Source organism: Ferrimonas sp. YFM, from assembly GCF_030296015.1.
In the GTDB taxonomy this organism is placed as follows: domain Bacteria; phylum Pseudomonadota; class Gammaproteobacteria; order Enterobacterales; family Shewanellaceae; genus Ferrimonas.
The window spans coordinates 2,077,699-2,098,235 of the sequence record NZ_AP027368.1 but is presented as its reverse complement, the minus strand read 5'-3'; the positions used below and the strand labels follow the sequence as shown (position 1 = coordinate 2,098,235).

At 61.0% G+C, this 20,537-nt stretch carries 20 protein-coding genes; 8 read left to right on the top strand and 12 right to left on the bottom strand.

What is annotated here, in order from left to right; all coding sequences use genetic code 11:
- Nucleotides 1–2: 2 nt before the first annotated feature.
- The 4 genes from ruvA to aspS all read right to left on the bottom strand — a co-directional run bounded on the left by ruvA (nt 3) and on the right by aspS (nt 3,767).
- Nucleotides 3–626: a Holliday junction branch migration protein RuvA gene (gene ruvA, locus QUE41_RS09775; protein WP_286342687.1), complete on the bottom strand. Its 624-nt coding sequence runs from the start codon at nt 624–626 to the stop codon at nt 3–5.
- Nucleotides 627–636: 10 nt separating this feature from the next.
- The gene (ruvC, locus tag QUE41_RS09770; RefSeq protein WP_028110117.1) at nt 637–1,158 is read right to left on the bottom strand and encodes a crossover junction endodeoxyribonuclease RuvC; all 522 of its coding nucleotides are present in this window, start codon (nt 1,156–1,158) and stop codon (nt 637–639) included.
- A gap of 1 nt (nt 1,159) precedes the next feature.
- On the bottom strand, nt 1,160–1,906 hold the full coding sequence (locus QUE41_RS09765; protein WP_286342686.1) for a YebC/PmpR family DNA-binding transcriptional regulator: 747 nt from the start codon (nt 1,904–1,906) through the stop codon (nt 1,160–1,162).
- 82 nt (nt 1,907–1,988) lie between these two features.
- Entirely contained in the window at nt 1,989–3,767 is a 1,779-nt protein-coding gene (gene aspS, locus QUE41_RS09760; protein WP_286342685.1) for an aspartate--tRNA ligase, read from the bottom strand.
- Nucleotides 3,768–4,030: 263 nt separating this feature from the next.
- On the opposite strand from aspS, the gene cmoA reads away from it, so the two are divergent.
- The 6 genes from cmoA to QUE41_RS09730 are packed head-to-tail and all read left to right on the top strand — an operon-like array spanning nt 4,031 to nt 10,415.
- Nucleotides 4,031–4,759, top strand: coding sequence for a carboxy-S-adenosyl-L-methionine synthase CmoA (gene cmoA, locus QUE41_RS09755; protein WP_286342684.1), 729 nt, complete (start codon nt 4,031–4,033; stop codon nt 4,757–4,759).
- Nucleotides 4,756–5,724, top strand: a complete 969-nt coding sequence (cmoB, locus tag QUE41_RS09750; RefSeq protein ID WP_286342683.1) for a tRNA 5-methoxyuridine(34)/uridine 5-oxyacetic acid(34) synthase CmoB — start codon at nt 4,756–4,758, stop codon at nt 5,722–5,724. Before cmoA ends, cmoB begins: the two co-directional genes overlap by 4 nt.
- A 36-nt stretch (nt 5,725–5,760) precedes the next feature.
- Nucleotides 5,761–6,504 (top strand): ATP-dependent zinc protease family protein, encoded by a 744-nt coding sequence (locus QUE41_RS09745; RefSeq protein WP_286342682.1) that lies wholly within the window; start codon nt 5,761–5,763, stop codon nt 6,502–6,504.
- A 2-nt stretch (nt 6,505–6,506) separates the two neighbouring features.
- A complete protein-coding gene (locus tag QUE41_RS09740; RefSeq protein ID WP_286342681.1) occupies nt 6,507–8,015 on the top strand; it encodes a UUP1 family membrane protein in 1,509 nt (502 codons plus the stop codon).
- Entirely contained in the window at nt 8,015–8,974 is a 960-nt protein-coding gene (locus QUE41_RS09735; RefSeq protein WP_286342680.1) for an alpha-L-glutamate ligase-like protein, read from the top strand. The genes QUE41_RS09740 and QUE41_RS09735 overlap by 1 nt, the downstream gene beginning before the upstream one ends.
- Complete coding sequence (locus QUE41_RS09730; protein ID WP_286342679.1) at nt 8,955–10,415, top strand: hypothetical protein; 1,461 nt, start codon at nt 8,955–8,957, stop codon at nt 10,413–10,415. Before QUE41_RS09735 ends, QUE41_RS09730 begins: the two co-directional genes overlap by 20 nt.
- On the opposite strand, the gene QUE41_RS09725 is transcribed toward QUE41_RS09730, so the two are convergent.
- Nucleotides 10,412–11,011, bottom strand: coding sequence for an FMN-dependent NADH-azoreductase (locus QUE41_RS09725; protein WP_286342678.1), 600 nt, complete (start codon nt 11,009–11,011; stop codon nt 10,412–10,414). The two genes, QUE41_RS09730 and QUE41_RS09725, sit on opposite strands and share 4 nt — an antisense overlap.
- A gap of 107 nt (nt 11,012–11,118) precedes the next feature.
- Here QUE41_RS09725 and QUE41_RS09720 point away from each other — a divergent pair, with 107 nt between their 5' ends.
- Nucleotides 11,119–12,069: a LysR family transcriptional regulator gene (locus QUE41_RS09720; RefSeq protein ID WP_286342677.1), complete on the top strand. Its 951-nt coding sequence runs from the start codon at nt 11,119–11,121 to the stop codon at nt 12,067–12,069.
- Between the two features lie 52 nt (nt 12,070–12,121).
- On the opposite strand, the gene QUE41_RS09715 is transcribed toward QUE41_RS09720, so the two are convergent.
- Nucleotides 12,122–13,009, bottom strand: a complete 888-nt coding sequence (locus QUE41_RS09715) for a LysR family transcriptional regulator (protein WP_286342676.1) — start codon at nt 13,007–13,009, stop codon at nt 12,122–12,124.
- A gap of 110 nt (nt 13,010–13,119) precedes the next feature.
- Between QUE41_RS09715 and QUE41_RS09710 the strand changes: the two genes are divergently transcribed.
- A complete protein-coding gene (locus QUE41_RS09710; protein WP_286342675.1) occupies nt 13,120–14,148 on the top strand; it encodes a zinc-binding alcohol dehydrogenase family protein in 1,029 nt (342 codons plus the stop codon).
- A gap of 45 nt (nt 14,149–14,193) precedes the next feature.
- Here QUE41_RS09710 and thiH read toward each other — a convergent pair whose 3' ends face one another.
- From thiH to thiC, 6 genes are read right to left on the bottom strand one after another with little or no spacing between them, the layout of a single operon-like run.
- On the bottom strand, nt 14,194–15,309 hold the full coding sequence (thiH, locus tag QUE41_RS09705; RefSeq protein WP_286342674.1) for a 2-iminoacetate synthase ThiH: 1,116 nt from the start codon (nt 15,307–15,309) through the stop codon (nt 14,194–14,196).
- Between the two features lie 3 nt (nt 15,310–15,312).
- The gene (locus tag QUE41_RS09700) at nt 15,313–16,074 is read right to left on the bottom strand and encodes a thiazole synthase (RefSeq protein WP_286342673.1); all 762 of its coding nucleotides are present in this window, start codon (nt 16,072–16,074) and stop codon (nt 15,313–15,315) included.
- A 2-nt stretch (nt 16,075–16,076) separates the two neighbouring features.
- Nucleotides 16,077–16,274 (bottom strand): sulfur carrier protein ThiS, encoded by a 198-nt coding sequence (gene thiS, locus QUE41_RS09695; RefSeq protein ID WP_286342672.1) that lies wholly within the window; start codon nt 16,272–16,274, stop codon nt 16,077–16,079.
- Nucleotides 16,258–17,013 carry a HesA/MoeB/ThiF family protein gene (locus QUE41_RS09690; protein ID WP_286342671.1) on the bottom strand — a complete coding sequence of 252 codons (756 nt, stop codon included), beginning with the start codon at nt 17,011–17,013 and terminating at the stop codon, nt 16,258–16,260. Before QUE41_RS09690 ends, thiS begins: the two co-directional genes overlap by 17 nt.
- Nucleotides 17,003–18,544: a thiamine phosphate synthase gene (gene thiE / locus QUE41_RS09685; RefSeq protein ID WP_286342670.1), complete on the bottom strand. Its 1,542-nt coding sequence runs from the start codon at nt 18,542–18,544 to the stop codon at nt 17,003–17,005. Before thiE ends, QUE41_RS09690 begins: the two co-directional genes overlap by 11 nt.
- The gene (gene thiC / locus QUE41_RS09680) at nt 18,544–20,478 is read right to left on the bottom strand and encodes a phosphomethylpyrimidine synthase ThiC (RefSeq protein WP_286342669.1); all 1,935 of its coding nucleotides are present in this window, start codon (nt 20,476–20,478) and stop codon (nt 18,544–18,546) included. The genes thiE and thiC overlap by 1 nt, the downstream gene beginning before the upstream one ends.
- Nucleotides 20,479–20,537 lie beyond the last annotated feature (59 nt).

Here is a 20,537-nt window from a genome sequence, read left to right as displayed (position 1 = left end):
TCCTACATCATCGCCTTGAGGGCGTCTTTGATCAGCTGCTCAGAGCTGGCGCCCGGTGAGCGCACCTTCTCCACCGCCTTCTTGGCCACGGTCGCCTTGTATCCCAGGGCTTCCAGAGCCGCGATGGCGTCCTCCGCCGCATCCGGCGCGGTGATGAAGGTGTTCTCAATCTGGTTGTCCAGGGCGAAGGCATCCGCATTGGGGGTGGCCAGGCTGGCGGCAAACCCTTTCATGCGATCACGCATCTCCACCACCAGGCGCTCGGCGGTCTTCTTACCCACGCCGGGGACCTTGGTGATGCCGGTGATGTCTTCCCGCTGCACTGCGGCCACGAACTGCTCGGCGGACATGCCGGAGAGGATCGCCAGGGCCATCTTGGGACCGATGCCGTTGGTCTTTATCAGCTCGCGGAACAGAGCCCGCTCCGAGCGAGAGGCAAAGCCATACAGCAGTTGGGCGTCTTCTCTCACCACAAAGTGGGTCACCAGGGTGCAGGGCTGGCCTACGTCGGGCAGCTGGTAAAAACTGGTCATGGGCAGCTGGACTTCATAGCCCACGCCACCACAGTCGATCAGCACCTCTGGTGCCTGCTTCTCTATCAGGGTTCCCTGTAATCGTCCAATCACGTTCTCGTTCTCATCGTAATCGACCGCGCACCCGCGCAGTCACCTTGCCTGCCATGGCTACCATACTCTCACGGGTATGGCTGTGGCAAAGGGCAATGGCCAACGCATCCGCCGCGTCCGCCTGTGGCGTGGCCGGCAGCTTGAGGATGCTCTTGACCATATGCTGCACCTGACTCTTGTCGGCGCCGCCGGTGCCCACCACCGCCTTCTTGATCTCTGTGGGGCTGTATTCAAACACCGGCAAGCCGGCATTGGCGGCGGCCACCACTGCTACGCCCCGCGCCTGGCCCAGTTTCAGGGCCGAATCGGCGTTACGGGCCATAAACACCCGCTCGATGGCGAACTCATCCGGCTGAAACTGACGAATCAATTCGCTGACGCCGTCGTACACCACCTTGAGTCGCGCCGGCAACTCCCCGTCCGGGGTGCGGATGCAGCCGCTCCCCAGGTAGGTGTGCTGTCGACCCACTTTACGGATCACTCCGTAACCGGTCAGGCGGGAGCCCGGGTCGATGCCCAGGATAATGGTCATATCAGCCCAACTGCTCCATGATCTCGTCGGCGATGTCGGCGTTGTGGTACACCTCCTGAACGTCGTCGTGATCCTCCAGGGTATCAATCAGGCGCATGAACTTGGGCGCGGTGGCGGCATCCAGCTCCGCCTTGGTGGAGGGGATCTGAGTCACTTCGGCGTTGACCGATTCCAGACCCGCCGCATCCAGGGCGTCTTTCACCGCACCGAACTCTTCCGGGGTGGTGTAGACATCGATGCTGCCGTCCTCATTGGTCTCCACGTCGTCGGCGCCGGACTCCAGAGCCACATCCATCACCTGCTCTTCGTCGGTGCCCTCGGCGTAGGAGATCACCCCTTTCTTCTCAAACAGGTAGGAAACAGAGCCGTCGGTGCCCAGGTTACCGCCCGCCTTGGTAAAGGCGCTGCGCACACCGGACACGGTGCGGTTACGGTTGTCGGTCATGGTTTCCACCATCACCGCCGTACCACCTGGGCCGTAACCTTCGTAGATGATGGTTTCCAGCACCTGACCGTCCAGCTCGCCGGAGCCACGCTTCACGGCGCGATCCACGGTATCGCGGGTCATGTTGTTGGACAGGGCCTTGTCGATGGCAGCACGCAGGCGAGGGTTGGAACCAGGATCGGATCCACCTTCACGGGAGGCAACGGTCAGCTCCCGAATCAGCTTGGTGAAGATCTTGCCGCGTTTGGCATCCTGAGCCGCCTTGCGGTGTTTGATGTTGGACCACTTACTGTGACCTGCCATAACTCTTTCTCCTTCAGACCCGCGCTCTAACGGGTCTTAAAACAATAAAGCTGCCCGCAGGCAGCTTTGACAATCTTGGCGATTAGGCGTTGTCGTCTTCGCCTTTCTCCTGCTTCACCAGGTCGATGGCCAGTTCCTCCAGCACATCCGGGTTGGCCGGGCTGGGGGCGTTGGTCAGCGGACAGGCCGCGGTGGTGGTCTTAGGGAAGGCCATCACGTCACGGATGGACGCCGCGCCGGTCATCAGCATCACCAGGCGGTCCAGGCCGAAGGCCAGACCGGCGTGTGGTGGCGCACCGTAGCGCAGGGCTTCGAGCAGGAAGCCGAACTTCTGCTCCGCCTCTTCATCGCTGATCCCCAGGATGCGGAAGGCAGTCGCCTGCATCTCCTGATCGTGGATACGCACGGAACCACCGCCGAGCTCGACACCGTTCAGCACCATGTCATAAGCATCAGACAGTGCGGTGGCGGGGTTGGCTTCCAGCTCTTGTGGGGTCATGTCACGAGGCGCGGTGAAGGGGTGGTGCAGCGCGTGGAAGCGGCCATCCACCTTCTCGAACATGGGGAAGTCCACCACCCACAGCGGTTTCCAGTCATCGCTGGTCAGGCCGAAATCTTCACCGGCCTTCAGACGCAGGGCGCCCATGGCGTCGGTGACCACGGAGTAGCTGTCGGCACCAAACAGGATGATGTCGCCGGCTTCGGCACCGTTGCGCTCAACGATGGCGTTGATGATCTCGTCGGTGAGGAACTTGGCTACCGGGGATTGAACGCCCTCGATGCCCTTGCCTGCTTCGTTGACCTTGACCCAGGCCAGACCCTTGGCGCCGTAAATGCCAACGAACTTGGTGTAGTCGTCGATCTGCTTACGGGACAGGGAGGCGCCACCAGGGATGCGCAGAGTGGCCACACGGCCTTCGGGATCATTGGCCGGGCCGTTGAATACCTTGAACTCCACTTCGCTGAGCAGGTCCGCCACGTCAACCAGCTCCAGCGGGTTACGCAGGTCAGGCTTGTCGGAGCCGTAACGCTGCATCGCCTCGGCGTAGCTCATGTGTGGGAACTCAGGCAGGTCCACGTCCATCATCTTCTTGAACAGGGTGCGGATCATCGACTCTGTGGTCGCCATCACCTGCTCGGCGCTCATGAAGGAGGTTTCGATATCGATCTGAGTGAACTCAGGCTGACGGTCGGCACGCAGATCCTCGTCGCGGAAGCACTTAACGATCTGGTAGTACTTGTCCATGCCGGACATCATCAGCAGCTGCTTGAAGATCTGCGGAGACTGAGGCAGTGCGAAGAACTCACCCTTGTGGGTACGGCTGGGCACCAGGTAGTCGCGGGCACCCTCAGGGGTGGCCTTGGTCAGGATGGGGGTTTCGATATCCAGGAAACCGGCATCATCCATGAAGCGACGCACTTCGGAGGTCACCTTGGAGCGGAACAGCATGCGTTCGGTCATCTCGGGACGACGCAGGTCCAGGTAACGGTACTTCAGACGCTGCTCTTCGCTGACGTCGGTGTTGAAGTCGATTGGCAGAGGCGCGGCCTTGTTCAGGATAGTCAGCTCTTTGCCCAGTACCTCGATGGCACCCGTGGTCATGTTGGCATTCACCTGGCTCTCGGGACGGGCACGCACCAGGCCTTTCACCTGAACACAGAACTCACCACGCAGGCTGGAAGCGGTTTCGAACACCTCAGGCAGATCCGGATCGTACACCACCTGGACAATGCCTTCGCGGTCGCGAAGGTCGAGGAAAATCACCCCACCCAGGTCACGGCGGCGGTTAACCCAACCGACCAGGGTAACTTCTTGGCCCACCAGGGCTTCAGTAACGAGTCCACTATAATGGCTGCGCATCGACAGATCCTATCTAAGTTGCTGGTTGTGCGGCGCCTTTGCCTCTGGGGCGGGCCGTCACAAGGTTGATTCGGCAAAACCGGGATTATAAAGAAAAGTTGCCGTCATAAGAAGGCTGACAGCGAGAAGCTGCCCTCCGGTTGGTCAGTTCTGCGTCACCTGAACAGAAACTGGACAAGCCCGTCACCTCAAAGCCACTGAACTTGCCGCAGAAAGGCCTCGGCACTACAATCGGCGGGTTATACCCAATGAGCCCTGTCACTATGACACATCACGATAAAATTTTTGCCAAACCTCAGCAAAATATACCGGATTTCAGTTTTAACGAGCAGGTGGCGTCGGTCTTTCCTGACATGATCTCCCGCTCGGTCCCCGGCTACGCCCAAATAGTCGATGGCATCGGCAACCTCTGTGCCCGTGTTGCCCAGCCCGGCACCCGCATCTATGACCTGGGCTGCTCCCTGGGCGCCGCCACCCTCTCCATGCGGCGCCAGTTGGACGACCGCGGCTGCACCCTGGTGGCCGTAGACAACTCAGAGGCGATGATCAAGCGCGCCGCAGAGCACCTGAACGCCTTTGTCAGCCCCACGCCGGTGGAGCTGGTGTGCGCCGACATTCGCGACATCGACATTGAGAATGCCTCAATGGTGGTGCTTAACTTTACCCTGCAGTTCCTGCCCCCCCAGGACAGGGCCGATCTGATGGCTAAGATCTACCGGGGCCTGGTACCCGGCGGTGTGGTGGTGGTGTCGGAAAAGCTGCGATTCGAGGGTGACAGGGTGCATCAGTTGCTGGATGAGATGCACCTGGACTTCAAACGGGCCAACGGCTACAGCGAACTGGAGATCAGTCAGAAGCGCACCGCACTGGAGAACGTCATGAAACCGGACAGCAAGCTGCAGCACTACCAGCGCTTCAGTGACGCCGGTTTCAGTGAGTACAGCAGCTGGTTCCAACACCTTAACTTTGCTTCCCTGATGGCCATCAAATGATCGAGTTCAAACAGTTTTATCAGCGCATCGCCGACTCCAAACTCAGCCACTGGCTGGAGTCCTGCCCCACCCAACTGAGCCAGTGGCGCAAGCTGCACGCCCACGGCGATTTTCCCAAGTGGGAAAAGGTGGTGGCGAAGATGCCCAGCGTCGAGCTGGACGTCAGTGACATCAAAAACCAGGTGAAATTCGGCAGTGGTGACCAGCTGGATGAGGGCCAGAAGGCCAAGATAGGCAACCTGCTCAAGTTCCTCCACCCCTGGCGTAAAGGCCCCTACTTTCTGCACGGCATTCACATCGACACCGAATGGCGCAGTGACTGGAAGTGGGATCGGCTGCTGCCTCACATCAGCCCGCTGAAAGGGCGCACCGTACTGGACGTTGGCTGTGGCAGTGGCTATCACATGTGGCGCATGCTGGGTGAAGACGCCGAACTGGTGGTGGGCATCGACCCTTCAGACCTGTTCCTGGCGCAGTTCTCCGCGGTCAAACGCATCGCCGGCGATCCGGACAACATTCACCTGTTGCCCCTGGGGATCCAGCAGCTTCCCCCGCTGCGTGCTTTTGATACCGTGTTTTCCATGGGGGTGCTCTATCACCGCACCTCCCCCATCGACCATCTGATTCAACTGCGTAACCAGTTGAATAAAGGCGGGGAACTGATTTTGGAAACCCTGGTCGTAGAGGGGGACGAAAATACTGTCCTGGTTCCTCCCGGCCGCTATGGCAAGATGAACAACTGCTGGTTCATCCCCTCCTCCAAGGCCTTGAAATTGTGGCTGGAAAAGTGCGATTTTAGGGACGTACGCATCGTGGATGAAAGCGACACCGAGCTAGGTGAACAGCGGCGCACCGAATGGATGACCCACCAGTCACTGGAGGACTACCTCGATCCAACGGACCCCACCCTGACAGTGGAGGGGCACCCTGCGCCAAGACGCGCCATACTGGTTGCCACCAAATAACCCAAAGTTCGACCTTTCCAAGGCTAAGGAAAAGAGATGAAGATGATCCGATCTGCAGTGGCCATTGCGACTCTGTCGCTGATGGCCGGTTGTGCCAACCTTCAGGGCAAGCCCCAAGAGCCGGGGCCAGATGTGGAGCAGCTGCTGAGCAATCAGACCCAGGCACTCACCGCCGTGCTGGAGCAGCATTGCCAGGGGTACGAGGATCAGACTCAGGCCATCACCGCGCTTTCCGCTCAGGTCGAAGAGCTTCAGGGGCAAATTCAAGGCGTGCATGCCAAGCCTCAGCCGGCCAAGGTGGAGTGCCCTAAGGTCAACCCGGCCTCCCCCATCGGCGACAAGATGATTCTCGGAGAAGTGGAGCGGGTCTTCGTCCAGGAGACCGGCATGGCCTTCGAAACCCGGGTAGACACCGGTGCCGAGTCCTCCTCCATCGATGCCCAGAACATCACCCTGTTCGAGCGTGACGGCAAACAGTGGGTACGTTTCGACGTCTCCAACCGCGAGGGTGACAAGCCTGAGCCCAAGACCGTGGAAGCCCGCGTGGCGCGCATCGCCCAGATCAAGAAGGGTGCCGCCGACGGCATGCAGGAGCGTCCGGTGATCATGGCTCGCCTCAAACTGGGCAACTATGTGGCGGAAACCGAACTCAACCTCAATGATCGCAGCCACCTGGATTATCCACTGTTGCTGGGGCGCAAGTTCATCAAGGACATCGCCGTAGTCGATGTCAGCCGCAAGCACGTGCAAACCCCCACTGAACCCAAAGGAACCAAGTGATCATGGCGTCCAAGAAAGCCTTCTACTTTGTCATTGCAGTACTGCTGAGTATTGGCATCGGCTCCGCCGTCTACCGTCACACCGTCGACGGTATTCCCCTGGTTCCCGGCACTCAGACCGTCAACTGGACCGTAGAGGCCCGGGTCACCTTCCAGGCCCAGGGCCAGCCCATCGAAGCGGCCCTGACCCTGCCTGAGGATCCAGGCTTTGCCACCCTGTCAGAAAGTGCCGCCTCTCCAGGCTATGGTCTGACCCTGGCCAGACAGGACGGCGCCCGCAAGGCGGTGTGGACCAAGCGTGAAGCCGCAGGCTCGCAGGAGCTCTACTTCACCGCCAATCTGGTGCAGAAAAACGCCGCTCCCCTGGAGGAGCCCAACGAACCCGCACCGCCGGAGCCCGTCGTCTGGGCTGAAGGGGTGGACACCGCCGCCCAGACCCTGGTGGATCTGGCCTGGGATCGCAGCGCCGGCAACCTCTCCTACGCCCAGCAGGTGGCAACGATGATCTTCGACAAGGAGCAGGGGCAGAACGTGGAGCTGCTGCTGGGCCACTATCAGCCTGCCGAACTCATGGTACAGCTGATGCGCGCCGCCGCCATTCCCGCCCGGGTCAGCCATGCATTGATGCTGGAAGATGGCCGCCGCCGTCAGAACCTGGTGTCCGTGGTTGAGGTCTACGACAACGGCCAGTGGCACCTGTTTGACCCGGCGACCGGTCAAAGTGGTCGACCCGACAACATGCTGTTGTGGCAGCGGGCCAGCGCCTCTGTGCTGGACATCACCGGCGCCACCGACTCCAGGGTAACCTTCTCCATCATCAAGGACACCCGACCTGCCCTGGCCACCGCGGTGGATATGATGACCGCCAAGGGCCTGGCCTCCTTCTCACTCTACTCCCTGCCACTGGAGGAGCAGAGCCTGATCCGTGGCCTGCTGCTGGTGCCCATCGGCGTATTGGTGGTGGTGTTTCTGCGCGTAATTGTGGGACTGAAAACCTCGGGCACCTTCATGCCGGTGCTGATCGCCCTGGCCTTCATTCAGACCACACTGCTGACCGGCCTGGTGGGTTTCCTGCTGATTGTGGCAGTGGGTCTGTACATCCGCGGCTATCTGTCGAATTTGAATCTATTGCTGATCTCGAGAATCAGCGCGGTGGTGATCACCGTGCTGGGGATCATCACCGCCTTCACCCTGCTGGCCTACAACCTGGGCCTGACCGAAGGACTGACCATCACCTTCTTCCCGATGATCATCCTGGCCTGGACCATCGAACGGATGTCCATCCTCTGGGAGGAGGAGGGTCCGAAAGAGGTGGCAGTGCAAGGTGGTGGCAGCCTGTTGGTGGCGGTGATCACCTACCTGTGCATGGTAAACCCCCTGGTTCAGCACTGGGTATTCAACTTCCTCGGCGTCCATCTGGTGATACTGGCCCTGGTGCTGATGCTGGGTCAGTACACGGGTTACCGACTGCTGGAACTGCGCCGCTTCCGGCCTCTGGCGGGGGATAGCTGATGTTGTTCTGTCACCCCTCCAAACTCAAATCCAAGGGGATCATGGGGATGAATCAGAGGAACATCTCCTACATCGGCCGCTACAATCCCCGTTCGTTGTACAAGCTGGTGGACGACAAGCTGAAAACCAAGCAGATCGCCCTCAAGGGCGAGATTGCGGTGCCCGATCTTATCTCTGTGATAGGCCAGCAACATGAGGTGGCGGACCTGACCAACCGAATCCGCGGCTTCGGCGGTTTCTGCATCAAGCCGGCCCAGGGCTCCGGCGGCAAGGGCATCCTGGTGATCACCAAGGTTGCCGACGGCCGCTTCTTCAAGCCCTCTGGCAGCGAGGTCACCCTGCTGGAGATGGAGCGCCACGTCTCCAACATCCTGGCCGGGCTGTTCAGCCTGGGCGGCAAGAACGATGTGGCGGTGATCGAAGCGCTGATCCAGTTCGATCCTGTGTTTGAGGGCTACTCCTTCGAAGGGGTGCCGGACATTCGCCTGATCGTCTTCAAAGGGTACCCGGTGATGGGAATGCTGCGCCTCTCCACCGCCGCTTCGGACGGTAAAGCCAACCTGCACCAGGGCGCCGTAGGGGTGGGCATCGACATTGCCACCGGGCGGGCTCTGCGTGCGGTGCAGTTCGATGAGCCGGTCACCCACCATCCGGACACCAATAAGGAACTGTCCAAGATGCAGGTGCCCCATTGGGATCGACTGATGACTCTGGCGGCGGGCTGCTACGAGATGTCTGGCCTGGGCTACCTGGGCACAGACATGGTGCTGGACACGGAGCGAGGGCCGCTTTTGCTGGAGCTCAACGCCCGCCCAGGGCTGGCGATTCAGATAGCCAATGGTGAGGGACTTCTGCCACGGCTGCGGCAGGTGGAGGCCCTCCCCGCTCATCCGGTGGACGTGGAGACCCGGGTCGCCCGTTCCAAGGAGTGGTTTGGCCGTGACACTCAGATGGTCTGATGGCCTGCTGATCCTGACCCTGGCCGGCACCACCGCTCAGGGTCAGACCCTCGAACTGTGCGAACAGCTTCTGGCTCCGCCCCAGGGTGCCAGCGCCCTCTCCCTCGGCCGCTACAAGGCACAACTGGTCCAGCTACAGGACCAGCTGAGGGCCATCCCCTACCCCGATGAACTCCTGGCCAACTGCCACCACAAGGTGAGCCGGGCCCTGGCCAGATACAGCGGTAAGGTGGAAAGGCCATTGCCGCTGATCTCCGCCGAAGCCGCCTACCTGACGATGACCCAGGACAACAGGCGCACCATTCAGATCAACCGGAAAGCCTGCCTGAGACAAGATGTTGAGGGTGAACAGGCGCGAACTTTGACCCTGTCCAAACGCTCAGTAGGCCGCTATCTGTTTCAGGCGGCAGACTCCGGCTGCGCCCGCTCCGTCTGGCTGGCCTGGCAAAACCGCGGCGGCCAGCAGGCAGACAGGCACCTGGACACCATATTGGCCCTGTCTCACCACCAGGCCAGAGAGCGCGGTTACGACGACGTCATGGCATGGAAACTGGACGGCGCCTTCCTCGGCAGCTATCAGCAGGTGGACCGCTTTCTCAGTGGGCTGAACCCTGAGTCGGCAAAACTGCCCTGGAAACGGCCCAATACCCCAAGATACAGCTACGTCGACCCACATCAACTGGCCCTGGCCACCCTTGAACAGCTGGCACAGTTATTTGGTCTTAGCCTGGCCCCCTTGCCAGGTGATCATTGGCAACTCTGGGACGGCCGTCGCTATCTGGGCACCCTTTCCCTGGCCCCGGCGGAGCGCAGCGGCTACCTGGGTCTGCAGCGGAACCTGGTGAACTACTACCCGGGCATCGGCCAGGTTCATTATCGCAACAAGGTGCGCTGGCGCGGTGAGCACCTGTCTGAGCTGGCTGGCAGCATCACCACCGCCTTCTATCACCTGGCCGGTCATCAGCTGGAGAATTACCTGGGGCAGCGCCAGGAGCCGGATCTGGTCAGCCTGCCCCGGGCCATCGGTCTGGCCCTGGGGGCCACTCCCGCCTTTACCAGCGCACTGGGCAAGGCTCCGGAAGCCGAGCCCCTGGGCTTTGGCCCAGGTGAACTGCTGCGCACCCGGTTGTCCCTGGCGTTCTGGCATCAGTCGAACCATCAACCACAAGAGCTTGCCAGGCAACAGCAGCAACTGTTCCGCCGCTACTACGGCGTCGACGCTCCTAAGGGTTGGCGTCCCTTAAGCGCCTACCCCAAGCTGGTGGAACAGGGCCCCATGCTCTACGGCCATTTACTGGCAAAAAAAACCGCCATGGATCTCGTGGATCTATGGCGGTCTGATCGCATCTCGGGTCCCCAGTTATGGGAGGAGATGTTCGTTAACAGCAATCATCAAGCGTACTCACCTTCCCTGGCACGCCTTACCCAATCGGGAAATTAAGCCAGTTCCAGCAGCTTTGCCTTGGCCTGCTCTACGGACTTATCGTTCATGGCCACGCCCGCGGCACTGACCACCTGGACATCGGTGATGCCGACGAAGCCCAGAACGGTCTGCAGGTAGGTGTCGTTATGATTCAGGGCGGCCATCGGAGTACCTTCGCTATAATCGCCACCGCTGGAAGCCACAATCACCGCCTTACGTCCGCCCAGAGCACCCTTAGGGCCCTCTTCTGTGTAATTGAAGGTGCGCCCCACCCGGCAGATCTGGTCAATCCAGGCCTTCATGCCACCGCTGACGGAGAAGTTGTGCATCGGGGAACCCAGTACCACCTCATCTGCTTCGAACAGCTCATCCACCAGTTGGTCTGACTGAGCCACCAGCGCTTTTTGCTCATCGCTGCGCTGCTCTGGTGGTGTGTAGAATGCCCCGATGGTTGCCTGGCTCAGCGGGCGAACGGCGTCACCGGACACGTCGCGGACAATCACCCGGCCCTCTGGGTTGGCGCTCTGCCACTTCTCGGCGTAGGCGGCGGTCAGGCTGCGGGTGTTGGAGCCTTGGTTGTTTGGGCTGGCATCAACAATCAACAGAGTTTTCATTTCGGTGTCCTTTTGAATCAGTTCGTTCTCGTTGACCCCAATATTAATTGCACAGAATGGAAAAAAAACTGCATAATATCGGCTAAACCATTCTAAGGAATCGAATGATGTACCGACCCCACTCCACACTGGAACAGTGGCGTATTCTGCAGGCTGTGGTCGACTACGGTGGTTACGCCCACGCCGCGGAGGCGCTCAACAAGAGCCAGAGTTCACTCAACCACGCGGTCGCCAAGCTGCAGGCCCAATTGGGTGTGCAACTGCTCGAGGTGAAAGGCCGCAAGGCGGAGCTGACCGATGAGGGCAAGGTGCTGCTCAGGCGTTCCAGGCAGCTCACCCAGCAGATTGAGCAGTTGGAGCAGCTGGCCGCCAACATGGAGCAGGGCTGGGAGCACGAACTGCTGATCTCCCGAGAAGCGATCTACCCCTCAAGCTACCTGTTTGACGCCCTCTCCCGTTTCTACCCTGAGAGTCGGGGAACCCGGGTCACGGTCATCGACAACATCATCAGCGGCTCCACAGACGCCATCACCAACCGCAGGGTGGACCTGGCCATCTCAGGGCATGTGCCTCCGGGTCACCTGGGGGTGCCCCTGGCGATGATCCGCATGGTGCTGTGCTGCCATCCTGATCACCCACTCACCCAGGAGAGCGTGGTGGAGCCTGCCAGGCTGGAGCGGGAACTGCAGATTGTCATCCGCGATACCGGGCCTCTGGCGGCGGATCCGGACAAAGACATCGGCTGGCTTAAAGCCAAGGAGCGCTGGACCGTGAGCCTGTTCCGGGACGCTATCGACATACTCAGGCGAGGCGTGGGCTTTTGCTGGATACCGGAACATGAAGCCCGACCGTACCTGGATAATGGGGAGCTGATAGAACTGAAATCCACCGTCTACAAGCACCTGATCCCCATCAACCTGATCATCCCGGACGAAGATAACCTGGGTCCGGCGGGCAAACGCTTCGCCGAGCTGATTCGCGCCAGCAGCCCCATGGGAGGTGACATCGCCTGTGTTCCCTCTGAACCCGCTAATCAGCAGGCGGACGACGCTGATTAGCAACACAGGGGCTCCTAGGCTTATTGCACCTAGTGGTGCCAGCAGCCGTTGATTATGAAAGCGCCTCTTTGAGCTGCTGATACAATGCACGTACTGCAGGATTCAGACTCTGCCTGTCGGTCACCAGCAAGTTTAGGGGCGCAGGCTCACCCAACCAGCAGGGCGCGAGTTGCACCAGGGCACCAGAGGCCAGATCCGGCTCCAGATCCAGCCTGGATTTATAGGCGATCCCCCGCCCCTCTCTGGCCCACTGCTGCACCAGAGCCCCGTCATCACCACGGCGGCGTCCGGAAACCCGGACCTGGTGCAGCCGACCCTCCACCCAGAAGCGCCACAGATCGTACTGACGCTCCCCCAACACAAAACAGAGGCACTGGTGTTCCACCAGGGCTTCTGGCGTGTCAGGCGACCCAAACTGCTCCAGATACTCCGGCGAGGCCACCAGAATGCGTCGGTTGTCCGGCACCAGAGGCAAGGCGATGAGGCCACTGGCTGCCGACGCCCCATATCGCAGCGCCAAGTCCACCGGCTGGCTGAAGCCATCACTCAGCCTGTCGGTCAAAGACAGATTCAGCTCCAGTCCGGGGTGTGTTTCCAGGAAGCGGTCGATCACCGCCAACAGCCGCTCTCTGCCAAGGGCGGAGGGCACCGACAGCTGCAGGGTGCCGCTGTAGCCGCTGTCATCCTCGGCTTTGGGCCGGGCCGCCTGCTCAATCAGATTGATCCCTTCACTGGCCCCTTCAAGGAACCTCTCCCCCTCCGGCGTCAGCCGGATACTGCGGGTGGAGCGGATGAACAGCCGGTAGCCCAGTTCGGCTTCCAGCCGCTTGATGGCGGCACTGACCGCCGCCGGCGTCAGATCCATCTGCCGGGCGCAGGCGGACAGAGAGCCAAGTCGAGCGGTGTGGATGAAAAGGTGCAGATCCTGAAGCGACTTCATATTCAAATAATTTTTTAAAGTGATGTAAGGGACTGGCTGTTTTTAAACTTTCATCTACAAATTATCGTAGCAGCATCACTCAACGCAACCCCAAGTCACCCGGAGCAACTATGAAGGCCATTGGATACCGTCAGCCCCATCAACTGAGCAGCACCACCCAGCTGGAGAGCATCGAACTGCCGGTGCCCAGCGCCACAGGCGAAGACCTGCTGGTCAAAGTTCACGCCATCTCCGTCAACCCGGTGGACACCAAGGTTCGCCAGCGGGCCGGCGGCACTGAGGGTGTCAATGACGGCTATAAGATCCTCGGGTGGGATGCCGCAGGGGAAGTGGTCGCCATCGGAGATAAGGTGACCGACTTTAAGGTGGGCGATCAGGTGTGGTATGCCGGTGATCTGACCCGGGCGGGCAGCAACGCCGAGTACCAGTTGGTGGATCAGAAGATCGTTGGCCGCAAGCCTGCCAACCTCAGCTTTGCCCAGGCCGCCGCCCTGCCGCTGACCACCATCACCGCCTGGGAGCTGCTGTTTGACCGCCTGAAGCTGGATCCCAAGGCCGATCTCAGCCAGCGCAAACTGCTGGTGATTGGCGCCGCCGGCGGTGTGGGATCCATCCTGTTGCAACTGGCCAGCCACCTGACCGACATCCAGATTGTGGCAACCGCGTCACGCCCTGAAACTGCAGACTGGGTTAAGCGCCTGGGCGCGGATGCGGTTATCGATCACCGTCAGCCGCTGTCTGAGGGGCTGGCCGACGCCGGTATCGACGGCATCACCGACGTCATCAGCCTGAACCAGAGTGAGCATCACTGGCCGGAGATCGCCAAATTGATCGAGCCTCAGGGTCAACTGGCGCTGATCGACGATGCCCCCAGCCTGGACATCATGCCCTTTAAGCAGAAGAGCATCTCTCTGCACTGGGAGTTTATGTTCACCCGTTCCCTGTTCAACACCCAGGACAAGGTCAAGCAGCAGCAACTGCTCAACACCGTGGCCGGTTTGGTGGAGTCCGGCGCGGTGATCACCACCGCCGATGCCCACTTCGGTACCATCTCGGTGGCCAACCTGCACCGGGCCCATACCCTGCTGGAGTCCGGCACCGCCAAGGGCAAGATAGTGCTCGAGGGGTTTGAGGGTTAACCTCCATCAACTCGGCATAAAGAAAGGCGCCATTGGCGCCTTTTTTCAATGTCCGGTCAAAGCCCTGTCCCAGTCCTTCCACACCGGCGTCAATCCAGCCCTCTCCACAGCCTGAGCCACGACATCTGGTGACCGGACATCATCAATGGAGAACTGGGCCAGATCCTCGCTGGGGTCGGCGTACCCCCCGGGGCGGGTGCTGGAACCTGCGCTCATGTTGGTGGGCCCCAGAGTCATCGCATTGTCTCTGAAATGTTCAGACTCACGGGTCGACAGGGACAGCTCCAATTCCGGCCCAAACAATCGAAGAGCACAGATGAGTTGCAGCAGCTCCCGCTCGCCCATGGGGCTGACCGGCTCCACCCCTCCGGTGCAGGGCCTGAGCCTGGGAAAGGAGACCGAGTAGCGGCTGCGCCAGTAACGGCGCTGCAGATAGTCCAGATGGAGCGCCACCATGGCCGCTTCCACCCGCCAGTTTGCCAGCCCATACAGGGCGCCAATGCCTATCTTGTCGATGCCCGCCTCGCCTAAGCGATCCGGCGTTTCCAGGCGGTAGCGAAAGTCCCGCTTGTTACCGCGCAGATGATGCTGGCCATAGGTGGGCCGGTGGTAGCTTTCCTGATAGACCATCACCGCATCCAGACCCAGGGCGCGCAGCTCGCCATAGTGCCCTGCTTCCAGGGGCTGCACCTCCATCATCACCGTGGAAAACCGCGCTTTGATCCTGGGCAGCACCTGACGAAAGTAGTCCATGCCCACCTTGTTTTCATGCTCGCCGGTGACCAGCAAAATCGCGTCAAACCCCAGCGCCTTGATGGCGTCCAGCTCCCTGTCCAGCTCCTGTTCGGTCAGGGTATGACGCTTGATGCGGTTGCTCATGGCGAAGCCACAATAGTCACACTCGTTGGCACACAGGTTGGAGAGATACAGGGGCACATACAGCCCCATGGTGTTGCCAAACCGCTGCCGGGTCAGCCTCTGGGACCGCCTGGCCATCTGCTCCAGGTAGGGGGCCGCCGCCGGCGAAATCAGTGCCAGAAAACCCGGCCAGTCCAGCTTGGGGGCCGCCAGGGCCCGCTGCACTTGCGAGTCGGTCATGGCGTTGATGGTCAGCGCCAGGTGATCCCAGTCCTGCTGACGCCAAAGGTCATAGAAGCTCATCACCTACCCCAGGAAGCCGGTTAAAGGGCTCGACGCGTTGGCCTGGGTAGAGATCTGCCCCAGTCCCGCTTCATAGGCACTGCGGCCGCAGGCCACCGCCTGGCGAAACGCCCTGGCCATGGCCACAGGATCGCCGGCCACGGCGATGGCGGTGTTCACCAGAACCGCATCGGCGCCAAGCTCCATCGCCTCACAGGCATGAGACGGCGCACCGATCCCCGCATCCACCACCACGGGCACCGACGCCTGCTCGATGATGATCTGCAAAAACTCCCGGGTCTTGAGACCCTGGTTGGAGCCGATGGGCGCCCCCAGGGGCATGACCGCCGCACAGCCCGCCTCCTCCAGACGTTTGCACAGCACAGGATCCGCATGGCAGTAAGGCAGCACCACGAAGCCCTCGGCACACAACTGTTCAGCCGCTTTGAGGGTTTCAATGGGATCGGGCAGCAGATAGCGGGGATCGGGATGGATCTCCAGTTTCAGCCAGTGCGTACCCAGGGCCTCGCGAGCCAGATGAGCGGCGTATACCGCTTCCTCGGCGCTCTTGGCCCCGGAGGTGTTGGGCAGCAGGTTCACCCCCAATTGACGAATGGGGGCATAGATGTCCCCCTGGTTGCCGGAAAGATCCACCCGTTTCAGGGCCAGGGTCACCAGCTGGGATCCGCTGGCTTCAAGGGCCTGAATCATCAGGTCATTAGAGGCAAACTTACCTGTTCCACTGAACAGACGAGAGTCAAAGGTTTTATCGGCAATGGTCAGCATGGTTACCCTCCTGCAATGACACTGAACAGATCCACGCTATCCCCGTTGTTCAGGGGGGTTTGGGGCCATTGGCCCTTAGGCACTATGGTGCCGTTGAGGGCCAGCGCCAGCGCGCCCCCCTTCTGCCCCAGCTCTGTAATCAGCTGAGCCAGGGTTGTGCTGGTCACCTGGCGCGACTCGCCATTAATGGTCAGATTCATGATGTCCTCCACACAGGGAACAATCCGGGTTGGGTGCCAGGGTGAACTGGCTCCAATGAAAGCTCTGTCCGTCAAAGCGGTAGAGCTGGTCTGTTTCGAGTGTCTCTCCAAGCAGGTGCTTAAGCGCTAGGGCTGACTGAAGACTGCCGATAGCCGATACCACAGGCGCTGCAACGCCGGCCTCACTGCAGCCCTGAGGGGTTGCCCCCTGATCAGTCGGACAGAAACAGGCAAAACAGGGGCCTTGGGGCAGAATCGCTTGAAGCTGGCCCTGCCAGCCAATGGCAGCAGCGCTGATCAGCGCTTTTCGGCGGCGAACGCAGGCGGCGTTGATCAGGTGACGGCTGGCCAGGTTGTCGGTGCAATCGAGCACCAGGTCCACCTCAGGCAGCAGAGTCTCCAACACCAGCTCGTCGGCCATCTGGGCGAAGGCTTCAACCCGAATATCTGGGTTCAGGCTCAAAGCCCAGCGCCGGGCCAATTGCACCTTGGGTTGGCCCACGTCAGAGGCGCGATAGATCCACTGCCGATGCAGATTGCTCAGGGATAGGCTGTCCCCATCCACCAGCAGCAGGCGGCCAATGCCACTGCCTGCCAGGTTGGCCAGAGCGGGTACGCCTAATCCACCTAGACCGATGATCGCGACGCTCTTTTGGGCCAATTGACGCTGACCGCCCTCCCCCCAGCCAGGCATCAGCATCTGCCGGCCATAGCGAAGAAACTGGTTGTCAGACAGCATAACTGGCCTCCCTGGCCTGCTGGCCGGACTCGTATGCGGACCAGAGCTGCTCCAGAGAGCGGGTCAGGTCCGGTGCCTGAGTCACGGCGCGCACCACGGCGATGCTGCCAACTCCGGTGGCGGCCACCTGAGGCGCACGCTGATGATCGATGCCGCCGATGGCCACCGTGGGCCAACGACCGGCCAGCAGTTGATGGTAGCGCTGAAGTCGCTCCAGCCCCTGAGGCTGAGAAGGCATCTCCTTGGTGGTGGTGGGGAAGATGTGCCCCAAGGCGATGTAGCTGGGATGCAGGGCAGCTGCCCGCAGGATCTCAAAGTAACCATGGGTGGAGAGCCCCAGGCGCAGGCCGGCGCCGGTGATGGCAGCAAGGTCCGCCTCCACCATGTCCTCCTGGCCAAGGTGAACCCCATAGGCGCCATGCTTCACCGCCAGCTGCCAGTAATCATTGATGAACAGCCTGGCGCCGCAGCGACGCCCCATGGCCGCCGCTTTGGCCACCAGGGGGTCTGCCTCATCCTGAGACAGGTCCTTGATCCTCAGTTGCAGGGTCCTGACGCCCTGGGCCAGCAACCTTTCCAGCCACTCCAGGGAGTCCACCACAGGGTAGAGCCCCAGCTCCTGGGTATCACAGGGTGCGAAGGGGACGATGGGCTCTGCATAAGGCCCCTCGAAACCGAATTCCTTCTCCATGGCACTGCCAGGCAGAGGCACACTGGGAAACGCCTCAAAGCTGTTAGGCCAGCCGGTTCTGGCCAGCGGTCCCGGCCCCTGCCCCAGTTGTTGGCTCTGTACCAGGCCAGAGTGCAGATAGGCCCGGGTCAGCACCAGGGCATCATGCATCTCATAGCCCCGGGCCAGGAAGGCGGCTAACGCTGATGACAGGGTACAACCGCTGCCATGGGTGTTGTCCGTCTCAATTCTGGGGCCGTCGAGCAAAAAGTACTGCTGCTCACTCAGATAGAGATCGACGCAGCGACCCTCGAACTGGTCGAAGTGACCCCCTTTGGCCAGGACCGCCTTGGCTCCGCGAGCCAGCAGGTTTCTCGACGCCTGGGTCACGTCGGTTGCCCGATGAATGGGCTGGCCGGTCAGCGCCGCCAGCTCATCGCCATTTGGGGTGACCAGTGCCACCAGGGGCAACAGAGGGTCGAACCTGGGCTCCGCCCCCTCTTTTCCTGAGAGACGGGCTCCGGAGGACGCCACCAGCACCGGGTCCAGAATCACCGGAACCCTTATCTGACGCGCCTTAAGCCAGCGGGCCAGCAGTTCAATCTGCGCATCATCCGCCAGCAGACCCACCTTAATGGCCACAGCGGGAAGATCCCGCCACAGGGTATCGAGCTGAGCTTGAAATACCGAGTCGCTCACCCGCTCCACGGCGGTTACCTCCACCGAGCTCTGGGCGGTGACGCTGGTCACCACGGAGCAGCCGTGACAGCCGAGATCGGCGAAGGTGTGAAGATCCGCCTGCAGGCCCGCGCCGCCGCCGGAGTCTGAGCCGGCGATGGTCCAGACGATGGGCTTGGTCATCACGGGCTCTCCCCTTCTACGGCATGGTAGAGCTCGCCGCCCTGGTCGCGAAACGCTTTAGACTGGGCGGCCATCCCCGCTTCGATGCTCTGCTGCACCTGGACCACCTGAGTGTCTCCGGATACGGACTCAGGGTGGGCAGCGGCGTACTCCCGTACCTCCTGGGTGATCTTCATGGAACAGAATTTGGGGCCGCACATGGAGCAGAAGTGGGCCACCTTGGCCGACTCCTGAGGCAGTGAGGCATCGTGATAGGCCCGGGCAGTGTCCGGGTCCAGGGAGAGGTTGAACTGATCTTCCCAGCGGAACTCAAACCTTGCCAGAGACAGGGCGTTGTCACGAATTTGGGCACCCGGGTGTCCCTTGGCGATGTCGGCGGCGTGGGCCGCAATCTTGTAGGCAATCAGGCCCTGTTTCACATCCTCTTTGTCCGGCAGGCCCAGATGCTCCTTGGGGGTGACGTAGCAGAGCATGGCGCAGCCGTACCAGCCGATCATCGCCGCGCCGATGCCAGAGGTGAAGTGATCATAGCCAGGGGCGATGTCGGTGATCTGGGGACCCAGGGTGTAGAACGGCGCTTCGAAACACTCCTCCAGCTGCTTCTCCATATTCACCTTCACCAGGTGCATGGGCACATGGCCGGGGCCCTCGATGATGGTTTGTACATCGTGCTTCCAGGCCACCTTGGTCAGCTCGCCCAGAGTCTCCAGCTCGGCAAACTGGGCCCGATCGTTGGCGTCGGCGATGGATCCCGGCCGCATGCCGTCCCCCAAGGAGAGGGCGACGTCATAACGGGCGCAGATGGCGCAGATCTCCTCGAAATGGGTGTAGAGGAAACTCTCCTTGTGGTGGGCCAGACACCACTTGGCCATGATGGAGCCGCCCCGGCTGACGATGCCGGTCACCCGTTCGGCGGTCATGGGCACGTAACGCAGCAGCACGCCGGCATGGATGGTGAAGTAATCCACCCCCTGCTCAGCTTGTTCAATCAGGGTGTCACGGAAGATGGGCCAGGTGAGATCCTCGGCGATGCCGTTGACCTTCTCCAGGGCCTGATAGATGGGCACGGTACCAATGGGCACCGGACTGTTGCGGATGATCCACTCGCGGGTTTCATGAATATGGCGTCCGGTAGAGAGGTCCATCACGGTGTCGGCGCCCCAGCGACAGCTCCACACCAGCTTCTCCACCTCCTCTTCGATGGAGGAGCTTACCGAGGAGTTGCCTATGTTGGCATTGACCTTCACCAGGAAGTTGCGGCCAATGATCATTGGCTCCGCTTCCGGGTGATTGATGTTGGCGGGGATGATGGCCCGGCCGGCGGCTACTTCACTGCGGACAAACTCCGGGGTGATGGATTCAGGCAGGTTGGCGCCGAAACTCTGGCCCGGGTGGGCACGAGTCAGGATCTCATTGCGAATTCGTTCACGGCCCAGGTTCTCCCGGATGGCCACATACTCCATCTCAGGGGTGACGATTCCCTGACGGGCATAGTGCAGCTGGGAGACATTTTTACCGTCGCGGGCACGACGGGGCTTGGGCAGGTGCTCAAACCTCAGATGATCAAACCCCTCATCCGCCAGCCGCTGCTGGGTGTAATCGGAACTGGCACCGGCCAGCTCCTCGGTGTCACCGCGCTCCAGGATCCACTGGCGGCGCAGTGGCGTCAGTCCCCTTCGCACATCCAGCTCGGACTCCGGGTCGCTGTAGGCGCCGGCGGTGTCATACACGGGGATGGAATCATTGTCCCGGGTGACGGGGTTGTCACGGTCACCACCAATCACCGAGGGCGTCAGGTGGATCTGGCGCATGCCCACACGCAGATCGTCGCGGCTGCCGGAAAGATAGAGCTTTTCTGAATTTGGGAAGGGGTGGCCCTTAAGGGCATCTAGGTAGGCCTGGGCCTGTTCTCTGTTGTGGCGTCTGGTCGACATCAGCAATCTCCTGTTGAATAAAGGGGAAATTGCTTGTCGGACGGGTTCCTGAAAATAAG